The organism is Saccharopolyspora sp. NPDC049426, assembly GCF_040676935.1.
Classification (GTDB): Bacteria; Actinomycetota; Actinomycetes; order Mycobacteriales; family Pseudonocardiaceae; genus Saccharopolyspora.
The window spans coordinates 101,959-116,033 of the sequence record NZ_JBFAPZ010000005.1 but is presented as its reverse complement, the minus strand read 5'-3'; the positions used below and the strand labels follow the sequence as shown (position 1 = coordinate 116,033).

14 protein-coding genes are annotated in these 14,075 nt (G+C 71.5%); 2 read left to right on the top strand and 12 right to left on the bottom strand.

Features of this window, described 5'->3' with window-relative positions:
* Positions 1-79: 79 nt before the first annotated feature.
* The gene (locus AB0J78_RS12300; RefSeq protein ID WP_363789000.1) at positions 80-754 is read right to left on the bottom strand and encodes a hypothetical protein; all 675 of its coding nucleotides are present in this window, start codon (positions 752-754) and stop codon (positions 80-82) included.
* 199 nt (positions 755-953) lie between these two features.
* Here AB0J78_RS12300 and AB0J78_RS12295 point away from each other — a divergent pair, with 199 nt between their 5' ends.
* Positions 954-1,289, top strand: a complete 336-nt coding sequence (locus AB0J78_RS12295) for a zf-HC2 domain-containing protein (RefSeq protein ID WP_363788999.1) — start codon at positions 954-956, stop codon at positions 1,287-1,289.
* Here AB0J78_RS12295 and smc read toward each other — a convergent pair.
* From smc to AB0J78_RS12280, 3 genes are all read right to left on the bottom strand, one after another.
* A complete protein-coding gene (smc, locus tag AB0J78_RS12290) occupies positions 1,286-4,936 on the bottom strand; it encodes a chromosome segregation protein SMC (RefSeq protein WP_363788998.1) in 3,651 nt (1,216 codons plus the stop codon). The genes AB0J78_RS12295 and smc overlap by 4 nt on opposite strands.
* An 88-nt stretch (positions 4,937-5,024) precedes the next feature.
* Positions 5,025-5,309, bottom strand: coding sequence for an acylphosphatase (locus AB0J78_RS12285; protein WP_363788997.1), 285 nt, complete (start codon positions 5,307-5,309; stop codon positions 5,025-5,027).
* A 31-nt stretch (positions 5,310-5,340) separates the two neighbouring features.
* Positions 5,341-5,946 (bottom strand): hypothetical protein, encoded by a 606-nt coding sequence (locus tag AB0J78_RS12280; RefSeq protein ID WP_363788996.1) that lies wholly within the window; start codon positions 5,944-5,946, stop codon positions 5,341-5,343.
* Between AB0J78_RS12280 and AB0J78_RS12275 the strand changes: the two genes are divergently transcribed.
* Positions 5,929-6,117, top strand: a complete 189-nt coding sequence (locus tag AB0J78_RS12275) for a hypothetical protein (protein WP_132625439.1) — start codon at positions 5,929-5,931, stop codon at positions 6,115-6,117. The two genes, AB0J78_RS12280 and AB0J78_RS12275, sit on opposite strands and share 18 nt — an antisense overlap.
* A gap of 1 nt (position 6,118) precedes the next feature.
* Here the strand turns inward: AB0J78_RS12275 and AB0J78_RS12270 are convergent, their stop codons facing one another.
* From AB0J78_RS12270 to AB0J78_RS12235, 8 genes are all read right to left on the bottom strand, one after another.
* On the bottom strand, positions 6,119-6,733 hold the full coding sequence (locus AB0J78_RS12270; RefSeq protein WP_363788995.1) for a nucleoside/nucleotide kinase family protein: 615 nt from the start codon (positions 6,731-6,733) through the stop codon (positions 6,119-6,121).
* A gap of 75 nt (positions 6,734-6,808) precedes the next feature.
* Positions 6,809-7,654 carry an ESX secretion-associated protein EspG gene (locus AB0J78_RS12265; protein WP_363788994.1) on the bottom strand — a complete coding sequence of 282 codons (846 nt, stop codon included), beginning with the start codon at positions 7,652-7,654 and terminating at the stop codon, positions 6,809-6,811.
* Positions 7,655-7,656: 2 nt separating this feature from the next.
* Complete coding sequence (locus AB0J78_RS12260; protein WP_363788993.1) at positions 7,657-9,006, bottom strand: hypothetical protein; 1,350 nt, start codon at positions 9,004-9,006, stop codon at positions 7,657-7,659.
* 9 nt (positions 9,007-9,015) lie between these two features.
* Complete coding sequence (locus tag AB0J78_RS12255; protein WP_363788992.1) at positions 9,016-9,603, bottom strand: DUF3558 family protein; 588 nt, start codon at positions 9,601-9,603, stop codon at positions 9,016-9,018.
* An 11-nt stretch (positions 9,604-9,614) separates the two neighbouring features.
* Entirely contained in the window at positions 9,615-9,986 is a 372-nt protein-coding gene (locus AB0J78_RS12250) for a hypothetical protein (protein ID WP_363788991.1), read from the bottom strand.
* A gap of 127 nt (positions 9,987-10,113) precedes the next feature.
* Positions 10,114-10,794, bottom strand: a complete 681-nt coding sequence (locus tag AB0J78_RS12245; RefSeq protein ID WP_363788990.1) for a response regulator — start codon at positions 10,792-10,794, stop codon at positions 10,114-10,116.
* Complete coding sequence (locus AB0J78_RS12240) at positions 10,795-13,332, bottom strand: sensor histidine kinase KdpD (protein WP_363788989.1); 2,538 nt, start codon at positions 13,330-13,332, stop codon at positions 10,795-10,797.
* 138 nt (positions 13,333-13,470) lie between these two features.
* Positions 13,471-14,073 carry a potassium-transporting ATPase subunit C gene (locus AB0J78_RS12235; RefSeq protein WP_363788988.1) on the bottom strand — a complete coding sequence of 201 codons (603 nt, stop codon included), beginning with the start codon at positions 14,071-14,073 and terminating at the stop codon, positions 13,471-13,473.
* Positions 14,074-14,075 lie beyond the last annotated feature (2 nt).

The following is a 14,075-nucleotide window of genomic DNA, read 5'->3' as shown; positions in this document are numbered from 1 at the left end:
GATTACCGGAGCGTTCCGGGCGTGGCACAGACGCGGCCCCCGGTGGTCAGTTCACCGGGGGCCGCGTCGTGCCTGCGGGTCAGGCGAAGGCCAGGGGGAGGAGGCCGACGAGGAGGACCAGGACGAACGCGGCGATGCTGATGCCGATGGTCAGACCCAGGCCCGGGGTGTCCTGCGGGGTCGGGCCGATCGCGCCGTCCATGAAGACCACCGCCGGGGGCTTGTAGTAGACGTCGAGCTGCTGGCCGGCTCCGACCGGGATCACCGCGGTCGCGTAACCGACCTTCCACAGGTAGTTCACGTGCACCCGGATCTGGTGCTGCCCGGGTGGCAGGTCGATCGGGTTCTTGCCCCAGGTCAGCACCGGACCGGGCTGACCGTTGATCGTCACCTGCGGCTTGAACAGCAGGAATGCCAGCATCAGCCAGTGGTACGAGCAGTCGATCAGCAGCCGTCCCATACCCGGCGGAGGCGGCGGGAACTGCGGCGGCATCTGCTGCTGCGGCATCTGCTGGTGCTGCGGCACCTGCTGCTGCATCTGCTGCGGGGGCATCTGCGGCATCGGCCCGGACTGCGGGTACCCGGGTCCCTGCTGGGGGTAGCCCTGCGGCGGGTAGCCCTGCTGCTGCGGATAGCCCTGGGGCATCGGCTGCTGCGGCATCGGGCCGGATGGCGGACCGTAGCCGGGGGGCACCTGGGCGCCCTGCTGCGGATACGGCGACTGCCCTGGCGGGGGGCCGTACGGGTTCGTCATCAAGATCTCCTAGTGCCTGCCTCGGTCCCCGCACTCGGGGTGGTGCTCGCGGGAGCACGACGCCGACTCCTCGCCCGATGAGACGCCGGATCACGCCCATCTTCGCGCATGCGTTCCCCTGCCCCCAACCCCCCATCCGCAAGGCCTGCGCACAGCCCTTCAGTACCGGTGGCAACGCGCCGATCAAGGGGCAATGGGGATGTTCGTCCACAGGAGCCGGGCCGGATCGGGAACCGCGCACGACTCCGAGCACAGGGAGTTCCAGAGCAGGCTGGACGCCTACGCGGTCGGCGACCTCGACGACGTCGACTGGCTGATGATGCGCACGCACCTGGCCGAATGCGCCGACTGCCAAGCCGACATGCGCCGCCCCGAGCTGTGGAACCGCGCCGCACCGCAACGCATCACCGCTGATCACGACGTGCCGCGGCAACGACACCGGGAGACCGCGCCGGGCTGGACGCTGCTGCTCGGCGTCGTCCTGGTTGCCGCGCTGGTCGCCTTCGGCGTCGGCTACTCCTGGGGCGCCATCTAGTCCAGGACCGAGGCGACGTCGCCTTCTTCCGGGGCGCCCTCGGGCTCGGGTTCGTCGGACTTCTGCTCCGACTTGCCCTTCAGGCGCTGCGAGATGACCTGGGTGATGCCGTCGCCGCGCATCGTCACGCCGTAGAGCGCATCGGCGATCTCCATGGTCGGCTTCTGGTGCGTGATGATGATCAGCTGCGAGGTGGCGCGCAGCTGGTCGAGCAGCGTGATCAGGCGCCTCAGGTTGGTGTCGTCCAGCGCCGCCTCGACCTCGTCCATCACGTAGAACGGCGAGGGGCGGGCGCGGAAGATCGCCACCAGCATCGCCACCGCGGTCAGCGACTTCTCGCCACCGGACAGCAGCGACAGCCGCTTGACCTTCTTGCCCGGCGGACGCGCTTCGACCTCGACGCCGGTGCTGAGCATGTCGCCGGAGTCGGTCAGGGTCAGGCGGCCGTCGCCACCCGGGAACAGGACCTTGAAGACGACCTCGAACTCCTTGGCCACGTCCTCGAAAGCCGAGCTGAAGACCTCCAGGATCTTCTCGTCGACCTCCTTGACCACGCTGAGCAGGTCGCGGCGGCTGTCCTTGAGGTCTTCCAGCTGGGTGGACAGGAACTTGTAGCGCTCCTCCAGCGCCGCAAACTCCTCCAGCGCCAGCGGGTTGACCTTGCCCAGCAGCGACAGGTCCTTCTCCGCGCGCTTGGCGCGCCGCTCCTGGGTCGCGCGGTCGAAGGGCACCGGCGGCGGGGCGCTGACCTCGTCGCCGCGTTCCTTCGCGGCCTCGTACTCGGCGACCTCGGCGGGGCTCGGCGGCACCGGGACGGTCGGGCCGTACTCGTCGACCAGGTCGTCCAGGCCGATCCCGAAGTCCTCGATGATCTTGGTTTCGAGCTGTTCGATCCGCAGCCGCTGCTCGGCGCGCACCACCTCGTCGCGGTGCACCGCATCGGTCAGCTTCTCCAGCTCACCGGACAGCTCGCGGACGCGGGCGCGGACCACGCCGAGGGCCTGCTCGTGCTCGCTCTGCTTGGCCTGCGCGACGTCTCGCTCCTCGGTCGCCGCCTGCAGCGACACCGTGATCCGCTCCAGCGCGGTCTCGGCGCCGTCGACGACGGCTCGGGTGACGCGGGCGGCGCGTTCCCGGGCCTCGCGGGCGGCCGCGGCGCGGGCGCGGGTCTCGCGCTCGTGACGTGCGGCGCGGCGCAGCTGATCGGCCCGGCCCTGCACGGCGCGGGCGCGCTCCTCGGCGGTGCGCTGGGTCAGCCGCGCGTCCATCTCCTGCTGGCGCACGGCCGTGAGCTCGGTGGAGAGGCGGTCGCGCTCGTCGGTGTCGGGCTCGGCGGCCTCTTCCTGCTCGTTCTTCACCGCGTCGAGGCGCTCTTCGAGCTCGGCGAGCTTGGTCAGCGACTGGTCGCGGGTCTGCTCGACCTTGACGCGCTGCTCGGAGATCCGCTCGACCTCGGAGGTCGCGTTGCGGGCGGCGCGTTGCAGGCTCGACAGCCGCTCCGTGCTGCGGGCGCGGGCGACCTTGGCCTCGTTGATCTGCTCCTGCGCGGCACGGGCCTCGGCGCGCCGCGACTCCTCTTCGGCGCGGGCGCCTTCCAGCGCGGCCGAGTGCTGCTCCAGCCTGCGCTCGGCCGCAGCCAGCTCGCTCTCGGCCTCGTCGACGGCGGCGCGGACCTCGATGACGCTCTGCTTGTCGTCCGAACCGCCGGTGGCCCAGTGCGCGCCGAGCACGTCACCGTTCGAGGTCACCGCCCGCACGCTCGGGTGGGCCTGCACGACTTCCCGCGCGGCGTCGAGGGTGTCGACCACCACGACCTGGTCCAGCGCGCTGAGCACAGCACCCCGGAGCTCGTCCGGGGCGGTGATCAGGTCCACGGCCCACCGGGCGGAACCGGGCAGCTGCGGCCAGTGCGAGCGGTCGACGTCGGCGTCGGAGCCGATCACTACGCCGGAACGACCCGCGTCGTCGGACTTGAGCAGGTTCAGCGCGGTCACCGCGTCGGTGACCCCGCGCACCACGACCGCGTCGGCGACCGCGCCCAGCGCGGCGGCGAGCGCGGCCTCGGCACCGGTTTCGACGGTGAGCAGCGCGGCGACCGATCCCAGCAGGCCCGGCACCCGGTCACCGGCGGCCAGCAGGGCACCTGCGCCGTCCTTGCGCTGCAGGCCCATCGACAGGGCTTCGACCCGCGCCTTCCAGGACGCGATCTCGCGTTCGGCGGCGCGCTCCTGCTTGACCAGCTCCTCCACCCGCGCGCGGGCGGCGTCGCGCGCCTGCGCCGCGTTCTCGCGGCGTTCCTGCAGGCCGGCGTCGTCGGAGTCGTAGCCGCCGCTCTCCTCCTCGGCGTCGGCCAGCGCGCCTTGCGCCTCCTCGGCGCGAGCGGTGGCCTCCTCCAGGGATTCGCTGAGGCGCTCGATCTCGTCGGCGCTGTCGCTGACCTTCCCGCGCAGCGACTCGACCTGACCGGACAGGCGGGCGGCGCCTTCGCGGCGGTCGGCGATGGCCCGCACCGCCGCCATGTGGGCCTGCTCGGCCTGCTTGAGCTGCGATTCCAGTTCGGAGCGGCGCTGCACCACGTCCTGCAGGGCTTCGCGCGCCTCCTCGACCTGCTCGCGGAGCTCGACCTCCTGCTCGGCGGCCTCCTCCGCCTCGGCGTCGAGCTGGTCGGGGTCGCGACCGGAGCGCTGCTCCTCGGTCTGCTCGGTGAGGTGCCGATGCCGTTCGGCGGCCAGCCGCAGCGTGCCGCGCAAGCGCTCTTCCAGCGCCGACAGCCGGTACCAGGTCTCCTGGGCCTTGTTCAGGCGCGGCGCGTCGGCGGCCACCGCCTCTTCGAGGGTCTTCTCCTCGGACTGGGCGAACTGCAGGGCCCGCTCGACCTCGGTGCGCTTGGCGCGCGCGGTCTCCTGATCGGCCTCGTCGCGGGCCAGGTCCGCGCGGGCCGTGACCAGGTCGTCGGCGATCAGTCGGAGCCGGGCGTCGCGCAGGTCGGCCTGCACGGTCTGCGCCTTGCGGGCGATCTCGGCCTGCTTGCCCAGCGGCTTGAGCTGCCGCCGCAGCTCGCTGGTGAGGTCGGTCAGACGCGTCAGGTTGGCCTGCATCGCGTCGAGCTTGCGCAGCGCCTTTTCCTTGCGCTTGCGGTGTTTGAGCACACCGGCGGCCTCTTCGATGAGGCGGCGGTTCTCGTCGGGCTTGGCCTGCAGGATCGACGCCAGCTGGCCCTGACCAACGATGACGTGCATCTCGCGGCCGATGCCGGAGTCCGACAGCAGTTCCTGCACGTCCATCAACCGGCAGGTGTTGCCGTTGATCTCGTACTCGCTGGCGCCGTCGCGGAACATCCGGCGGGTGATGGAGACCTCGGTGTACTCGATCGGCAGCGCGCCGTCGGAGTTGTCGATGGTCAGCGTGACCTCGGCGCGGCCCAGCGGGGCGCGGCCCGCCGTGCCCGCGAAGATCACGTCCTCCATCTTGCCGCCGCGCAGGTCCTTGGCGCCCTGTTCGCCCATCACCCAGCGCAGCGCGTCGAGGACGTTGGACTTGCCGGATCCGTTGGGTCCGACGACGCAGGTGATGCCGGGTTCGAAGCGCAGCGTGGTGGCCGAGGCGAAGGACTTGAACCCCTTCAGCGTCAGGCTCTTGAGATGCACGGCTGCCGTCGACCTTCCCGTCGGTTACGCGATCACGTCCGCGAGACTCTACCGTCGATCGGGCTCCGCTCGACGCAGAACCGCTGGCTCAGCGCTCGACGAAGCCGTTCAGGCCGCCCTTGGGCTCCATCCACAGCTCGGCGACGTGATCCACCCGGCCGGGTGTGCGACCGGAACGCAGCGCCTCCAGGAGTTTTTCGCAGTCTTCCCGCGGTCCCTCGGCGACGACCTCGACCCTGCTGGCGGGGAGGTTGGTGGCGCTGCCGACGAGCCCCAACTCCAACGCGCGAGATCGCGTCCACCAGCGAAAACCCACGCCCTGGACCTGTCCGTGCACCCGCGCGATCAGTCGTGCCCGTTCCGATTCCGTCACGGTCTCCGATGATGCCGCGCCGACTCCGAGGTCACATCACCGGCAGCCGATCGAGACGAATCCGGCTGCCGGTATGATCCGCCCGATCCCGGCGCGAGCCGGTGACCGCGGGGGACGAGGACAAACCGACACGAGTTGGGGCACCGATGGACCCGTTAGACGTGGAAGACCCGGACGCCCGGCCGAAGCGGCTGGTGATGCTCGCCGCGTCCGGCATCGCGGTGGCCACGATCTTCGCGACGACCGCAGTGGTCGTGGCCGGAGCCGACAGGCGCGAGTCCGCGGGCCCGGACATCACCCTGCACCCCACCACCACGCGCACCAGCGCCACCTCGTACACGACGGCACCGCCGATGCCCCCGGGCCCGCCGATCACCGGCACCACGAGCTCGGAGACCTCCACCACCAGCGAGGAAACGTCGACCACGCGCAGCTCGTCGACGACGCCATCGGCGACGCAGGCACCGCCGCCTCCGGCGCCGACCACGACGACGCCGCGCCCGACGCCGACCAGGCCGTCGCCCACCCGCCCGTCGCCGACGCCGACCACGTCGACCGAGCCCGAACCGCCGGAGCCCACCGCCACGCACAGCCCCAGCTCGACCCAGACGACGAACTGATGTCGCTGGCAGTGCACGCGTGCCGGTCGCTGTGCTCGTGGCACCGGACTCCCGCGCAGCTCGACGGGCTTCCGCTGCTGGCCTGCCGGGGCTGCGGTTCGCAGTGGATCCGCAGCGAGGCGTGGACGCCGATCGACCACACCGGCCGCATCCCCGACGACGTGCGCGCGGAACTCCGGCAGCGCTGAGTCAGCTGGGGTCGCCCTCCACGACGAGGTCCGCGCGGTGGCGAGTGCCCGCGACGAGGGCGGCGTTGCGCTCATCGCTGCGGCGGACCCACTCGGCCGCGGCCTCCGGCGTCCGGCCGTAGCGGACGTGGCGGTCGATCAGCCGCTGCACGCGCAACTCGTCGTCGGGGGCGAGGAACCAGCACTCGTCGAGCAGCTCGCGCACCTGCGACCAGGGCGGGGTGTCCAGCAGCAGGTAGTTGCCCTCGGTGATCACCAGCGGGACGTCGGGTTCCACGACGATCTCGGCGGCGAAGGACTCCTCGATCTCGCGGTGGAACCGGGGCGCGAACACGGCCTCCGAGTCCTCCCGGATCCGCCGCAGCAGCGCGACGTACCCGGCCGCGTCGAAGGTGTCGGGCGCTCCCTTGCGGTCGGCCCGGCCCAACCGCCGCAGCTGCTCGTTGGCCAGGTGGAACCCGTCCATCGGCACCAGCACGGCGGAGTCGGCGACCTCGCTCAGCATCCGTTCGGCCACGGTGCCCTTGCCCGCTCCGGGCGCTCCGGCGATCCCCAGGATCGCTCGAGTCCCGCTCTCCGCGAGGCGCTTCGCCCGCGAGATCAACTCCGCATACACGACCCCACCCTAGTTCCGCCGTCCCGCACCACGGTCGTCGCGACCCTCTCGACACCACCCCGAGGTGACCGGATTTCAGTGGAAATCGGGGTACGGATTTCCACTGAAGTCGTGAGCGGCGGAATCGTCCCAGACCTCGGCGAGGAGTTCCCGGACGTACTCGGCGAGACGGCCGTTGTCGGCCGGTGCGATGGTGCTCCAGGCCCGGCCGTCGCCGCTGCTGCGCACCACGTGCAGGTAGCGGCCGCGATCGGTGTCGTGGAAGGCCACCACGCGACCGGCGCGGGAGGGCTTGCCACGACCCGCACTGCCCTCGGCCCCGAACTGACCGCGAATCCCCATGTTGTTGGCCATGTTCGCGACGTCCGCCGCGTCGTCGTGACCGACGCCGAGGATGCGCAGCTCATCGGTGAAGCCCAACGGGTTCCCCGCTCCCGCGACGTCCGAGGCCTTGCGCAGGGCGCCGTTGGGCAGGCTGACCGCGCGCCCGGGACCGGGCGGCACGTCTCCGGCGACCGACACGGCGGCCTCGGCCAGCGAACCACCACGGATCGGAGTCATCTCGACCACGTCGCCGTCCACCACCGTCAGCAGCCCTTCACCACCGTTCGCGCAGGCCAGGGCGCGGATCGGCCGGTCGGCCCAGATGCGGACGTCGATGCTGCGCTGCGGCCGGTCCAGCAGTCCGAGCAGGTCGGCGAACTCCACCTCGACCCGGTCGCGCTTGGTCTCGGCGAGTCGCTTGTGCCGCAACGACTCCCACGCCTGCGCCACGAGTTCCGCGCGCTCGGTGTAGGTGGAACCCGGGCTGGGCACGTCGAGGATGATGTGGCGCCGCTCGTCGAACCCGGCCGCCTCGCAGACGACGTCGAACTCCAGCGCGGACAGGTGGATCGGCTCGGCTTCGGCTCCGGGGCGCAACGTCAGTCCTGCTTCTCCGGCTCGGCGTCGTCGTCTTCGTCTTCGCTCTCGGTGGCCTCCGGCTCGACATGACCCAGCACTGCGGGAGCGACCAGCCGGTCGTCGTCGAACGGGGTTTCCTCGGCGGTGTACTTGTTCTCGTGCTCGGAGTCCTCGCCCGGCTTCTCACCGCGCGTGGCCGCCGGCGACATCATCGATCCGGGCGCGGGCCGGCTGCCCGGAGTGCCTCCCGCGGCCTTGCCCGCCACCGTGTCGCCCGGACCTCCGCCGATGGTGGCCCCGCCGCGCGCGGCGGGCGCCTTCGACTCGCCCGCACCGGGCACGACCTTGGGACCGGACGCGGTCGCCGGGAGCCGGCCGCCGATGGCCTTGCTCGCCGCGTACGCGCCGATCCCGGCCACCGCCGCGCCACCGGCGGCGATGCCGAGGACCGTTCCCGTGCTGACTCCGCCGTCGTCGGCCCCGGCCTGCGGGTCCGGATCGGCGTCGAACTCGGCGGCGTGCTCGTCCTCGCCCTGGTCAGGACGCTCCTGGTCACCAGGGCGTTCCTGGTCGCCGGGACGCTTCCCGGCGGGTGGCCGCTCACCGGGGCGCTGCCCGGCCGCCGGCTGCTCGGCGGGCGTCCTGGGCGCACCCGGCCTGTCCCCGCCGACCTGACCACCGGCGACGGTGCCACCGGCGACCGCACCACCGACGACCGCGCCCGCGGCGAGGTCTCCCTGGAAGCCACCCGTGGTGGTCCCGAACGATCCGCTCCCGGCCGAGGGCGTGGTCCCGGACGACGCCGCCGGAACCACCGCGGCGGCGGGCATCGTCGGCAGCGGCTGGTAGGCCTGGGCCTGCTCGACCGAGGTGTCGCGGTAGTTCGACAGCGCCGCCTGCGCGGCCTGCTTCTCCGCCTCGATCTTCTTGGCTTCCTCGTCGTAGTCGCTCTCGTAGCCGAACCCGCCGCCGGCCCACTCGAAGACGTTCTCCGACTGCTTGTGCCGCAGCTCCTCGGCGTTGGGCAGCCGGTGCCGCGCCGACTCGTACCCACCGGCCTGCGCGTCGACGCTGCTCGCGGACACCGCGAGCGGATCGGGGGCGTCGCCGAAGGCCACGCTCTGCTGCCGAGTCGCCTCGGCGGCGAGACTGCCCGCGCTGCCCTCCCACTCGACGTGCAGCTTGCCGAGCTCGCGGCGCAACGTGTCGTCGAGGTCGACCACGACCTGCACGCACTTGTCGAGCGCGCGAACGGCGCCCTGCATCGCCTGGGTGCCCTGGCCCTGCTTGATCTGAGCGATCCACTCCTGCAGCTCGGGGATGTCCATCCCCTTGAAGCGGATGTCGCGGATCGGGTCGATGTAGGTCACGCCAGCCCCCTAGCTCTGAGCCTGCAACGTGCTGACGGCGGAATGCGCCGCCGTCTGGGCCTTCTCGCACATCTGGTCTGCGTTCATGGCACCGGGCGTCTGCAGCTGCATGTTGACCCAGACCGTCTGGCCTTCCGCCGCGTCGATGAACGCATCGCAGCCGAGGCTCTCACCGCCGTTGATCTGGCTCTGCACGGCGCCGAATCCGTTGAGCTGGTACGTCTGCCGCGTTCCCGGACTGGAGTTGATCTTCTGCAGGAACATGTCGATGGCCTCGGGGATGATCCGCACACCGATGGCGAACCGCGCGGCACCGGTATCGCCGAGGTAGCCGCACCCGTTGTAGTTGCTGCCGTCCTTGGGCAACGGCTCTCCGGGCCCCACCTGCATTGATCTCGCCTGCTCGGCGCTCATCCAAGTGCACACGTCGGCATCCTGCTTGCCCGCGACGGGCAGGTCCTGCGGACGCTGCGGAAGGTCCATCGATTCGGGCTTCGGGGCGGGCGGCGCCGGGTCGGGACCGTTGACCGTGCACCCGGCCAACGCGATCACAGCCGCAGCGGGGATCACCGCTGCTAACCGGCTACCGAAGCGCACCGGGATTCCCCTCACTGCGGTCCCCGCTTCGACTGGAACGAAGCGCTGATCTCTTCATCGGTGTACCCGTACTGCCTGGCGGCTTCGCCCAGTTGCTCCCCGAGCGCGACCACGTTGTCCACGTACTGCTGCAAGCGGCGAAAGTGCGAGTCGGGATTCCCCAGCAGGTTCGCGGTCCAGACCGCTGCGGCGCGCTGGGAGATCTCGTCGCCGGCCGGCGGGCTGACGGCCAGGCTCGGAGCGAGGTCGTTGAGCCGCTCGCTCGCGTCCTCGGCCGCAGCCAGGACCGTCCTGCGGATCTGGAGGACGTTGTCCTTGTTGACCGTGATGGTCTGCCCGGCCGCACCCGCATCCGGCGCGGGAGGCGGCGGTGGTGTCGTCATCGCGGAAACCCCCAGGTCGCGGCGGCATTGATCACCAGGTCGGGATCGACAGTAGCAGCGCTCCAACCCGCCCAGCACCCACTTCCCGGAACTTCCCACCCCTATTCGCGAGCGCGCATGGGAAGGCTCAGAGCTCCAGCCGGTACCCCATTCCCGGTTCGGTCAGCAGGTGGCGGGGGCGGCTGGGGTCGAGTTCCAGCTTGCGGCGGAGCTGGGCGAGGTAAACGCGCAGGTAGTGGGTCTCGTTGGCGTACTGCGGTCCCCAGACCTCGTGCAGCAGCTGCTTCTGCGCCACGAGGCGCCCCTGGTTGCGCGCCAGCAGTTCCAGCATTCCCCACTCGGTGGGCGTGAGGTGGATCTCGACGCCGTCGCGGAGGACCTTCTTCGCCGAGAGGTCGATGGTGAAGGTCGCCGTCTCGACCACCGGCTGGTCGGCCGAGCCGCTGGTGCTGGCCCGGCGGACGGCGGCGCGCAGCCGCGCCAGGAGTTCGTCCATGCCGAAGGGTTTGGTGACGTAGTCGTCGGCCCCGGCATCGAGCGCGTGGACCTTGTCGGCGGAGTCGGTGCGGGCCGACAGCACGATGATGGGAACCGTCGTCCAGCCGCGCAGCCCGGCGATCACCTCGCTCCCGTCCAGGTCCGGCAACCCGAGGTCCAGCACGACGACGTCGGGTTTGCCGTCACCGGCCGCGCGCAGCGCCGACCTCCCGTCGACGGCGGTGAGCACCTGGTACCCGCGAGCTGCCAGGTTGATGCGCAGGGCGCGCAGCAGCTGCGGTTCGTCGTCGACCACCAGGACCTTGGTCATCTAATCCCCCTGTCGGTCCGCCGCGGGCAGCGAGACCACGATCGTCAGCCCGCCACCAGGAGTGTCCTCCGCGCGGATGGTTCCCCTCATCGCGTCCACGAACCCCTGCGCCACGCTCAGCCCGAGGCCGACACCACCCGGTCCCGCGTCACCCCGCTCACCGTGCTCGCCGAGGCGCTCGAAGGGAGCGAACGCGTCGTCGTCGGCACCGGCGGGAAGCCCTGGCCCGTGGTCGACGACGCGCAGCTCGACCCGGGAGGCGTGAGCGCTCGCGCCGACCCGGATGCGCCCTCCATCCGACAGGCCGTACTTGAGCGCGTTCTGCACGACGTTGGCCACGACCCGCTCCAGCAGCCCGGGATCGGCCATCACGCGCGGCAGCCGCTCGGAGATGTCGAGGTCGATGTGGTGCCGCCCGTCCAGGCCGGCCAGCGCGCGGGCGACGACCTCGTCGTAGCCGACGGGGTGCAGCCGCGGTGTCACGGCACCGGTGGCCAGGCGGGAGGAGTCCAGCAGGTTGTCGACGAGCTGGGTGAGCCGGTCGGCGGATTCCTCCACTCCCGCCAGGAGTTCCGCGGTGTCGCCCGGGGACAGCTGCAGGTCGGGGGCGCGCAAGCTGCTCACCGACGCCTTGATGGACGCCAGCGGGGTGCGCAGGTCGTGGCCCACGGCCGACAGCAGCGCGGTGCGCAGCTGCGTGGCGTCGGCGCGGCGCTGCGCCTCCCTGGCGCCGTCTGCCATCCGCTGCTGCCGCAGCGCCAGCAACGCCTGCCCGGCCGCGCCTTCCAGGACCACGCGATCGGCCGCGGGAAGGGGTCTTCTGCCCGCGCGGCGCAGTGACAGGTGCGCGTCCTTGGTCACCTCGATGTCCACATCGGACTCATCGGGCCGCCGGCACGGATCGCCCCCAGTGCTCGCGGCGACCCTCCAGGAGTCGTCGACCCGTTCCAGCAGGGCCACCGACGTGAGTCCGAAGTTCTCGGCGACCTTCTCAAGCAACCGGACCAAGGGCGCCGGATGGGTCAGCACCGTGCGGGCGTAGGAGGTGAGCAAGGCCGCCTCCGTGCCGGCGCGGGCCGCCTGCTCGGCGAGCCGGGCCCCCCGGTCGACGGTGAAGGCCACCAGCACCCCGACCAGCATCATCCCGACCAGCGTGACCACGTTCTCCGGATCGGTGACCATCAGCGAGTAGCGCGGTTCGGTGAGGAAGAAGTTCAGCAGCCCGCCCGCCAGCAGCGCGGCCGCGATCGAAGGGGCCATCCCTCCCACCAGCGCGACGATGATCGTGGCCAGGAAGTAGCCGACGACGTCGGTGGACAACGCGACCTCCACCCACGTGGTGGCGAGCACCGTGACCAGGGCGGGCAGCAGGACCGCGAGCACCCAGCCCCACGCCTGCCGGGTCGCCGACAGCGGGTTCCGGGCCAGGTTCTTCAGCAGCCGCCTGGTGCCCGCCTCGTCGTGGGTGACCATGTGCACGTCGATCGGGCCGGACTTCTGCACCGTGGTCGAGCCGATCCCCTCGTCGAACACCCGCGCCCAGCGCGATCGGCGAGAAGTTCCCAGCACGAGCTGGGTGGCGTCGGCGGCGCGGGCGAACTCCAGCAGGGCATCCGGGACGTCGTCGCCGACGACGGTGTGGAAGCTGGCTCCCACGGCGTCGGCGACCTTGCGCGCCTTGCCCAGCGCGCGAGGGGACGTCCCGGACAGCCCGTCCCCGCGGAGGACGTGCACGACCTGCAGTTCGGCCCCGGCGCGAGCGGCGATCCGGCGGGCCCGGCGGATCAGCGTCTCGCTCTCCGCTCCGCCGGTCACCGCGACCACGACCCGTTCCCGCGTCTCCCAGGTCGCGGTGATCTGCTCCTCCGCCCGGTAGCGGCGCAGCGCCACGTCCACCTGGTCGGCCAGCCACAGCAGGGCCAGTTCGCGCAAAGCGGTGAGGTTCCCGGTGCGGAAGTAGTTGCCCAGGGCCGCGTCGACCCGCTCGGCCGGGTAGACGTTGCCGTGGGCCATGCGGCGGCGCAGCGCCTGCGGGGTGATGTCGACCAGCTCGATCTGCCCCGCCCTGCGGACCACCTCGTCGGGGACGGTTTCCTGCTGTCGGACTCCGGTGATGGTCTCCACGACGTCGTTGAGGCTGTCCAGGTGCTGGACGTTGACGGTGGAGAGCACGGTGATGCCGGCGTCCAGGAGTTCCTCGACGTCCTGCCAGCGCTTCTCGTTGCGGCTGCCGGGGACGTTGGTGTGCGCGAGCTCGTCGACGACGGCGACCTCCGGCCGGCGCGCGAGCATCCCGTCCACGTCGAACTCGGTCAGCGCCACACCGCGATGGGACTTCTCCGCCCTCGGCAGCACCTCCAGGCCGTCGAGCAGCGCCGCGGTCTTGGCGCGACCGTGGTCCTCGATGAACCCCACGACCACGTCGGTGCCGCGCCCGGCTCTGCGGTGCGCTTCGTTGAGCATCGCGTAGGTCTTGCCGACCCCCGGCGCCGCCCCAAGGTATATCCGCAGCTCACCGCGCTTTCGCCCCTGTTCCACGACGTCCAGTCTCCTACTGCCCGCTGTTATTAGCGCCGAACATCATCCGGTGTCATCGCTCGCGCCCCAGCCTCCGCGGCCGAGGCGCCCTCAGTCTCGGCTGAGCGACGCGGCCGCGCGACACGTTCGTTCCCCTCGTCACCGCGCGGCTCGGTGCACGGCCACGTTGAGGGTGGTGACGTTGACCGCGCTCGGCGACACGAGGCCGCCTTCCTCGCAGTCGGCGATGAGCCGGTGGACCTCTGCGAGGGGAAGTCCCGTCACCCTCGCCACCCGGGATGCCTGCAGCTCCGCGTAGGCCGGGCTGATGTGCGGGTCGACTCCGCTCGCGGAGGCGGTGACCGCGTCGGCAGGAACGGCCTCGGGGCCGACTCCCTCCCGGGCGGCGATGGCGGTGCGGCGCTCCTGGACCGCGGCGAGGAGATCGCCGTTGAAGCCACCGAGGTTCGATCCGCCCGAGGTGGCCGGGTCACCGGGACCGAGGGAACCTTCCGCCGACGCCGAGGGCCGGGTGTGGAAGTAGGGATCCCTTGCCGGGTCTGCGGGCACGGGGTCGATTCCGATCAGCGAGGAACCGACCACGCGGCCGTCGACCACGATCTGCGAACCCTCGGCGTAAGCCACCAGCCCCGGGAGCCGGCTGACTCCCCAGATCGCCATCGGATAGCCGATGCCGAGCAGGACCGTGGCCACCAGCAGCAGCCGAAGTCCGGCCGCGCACTGACGCAGCAACGCACTCACTC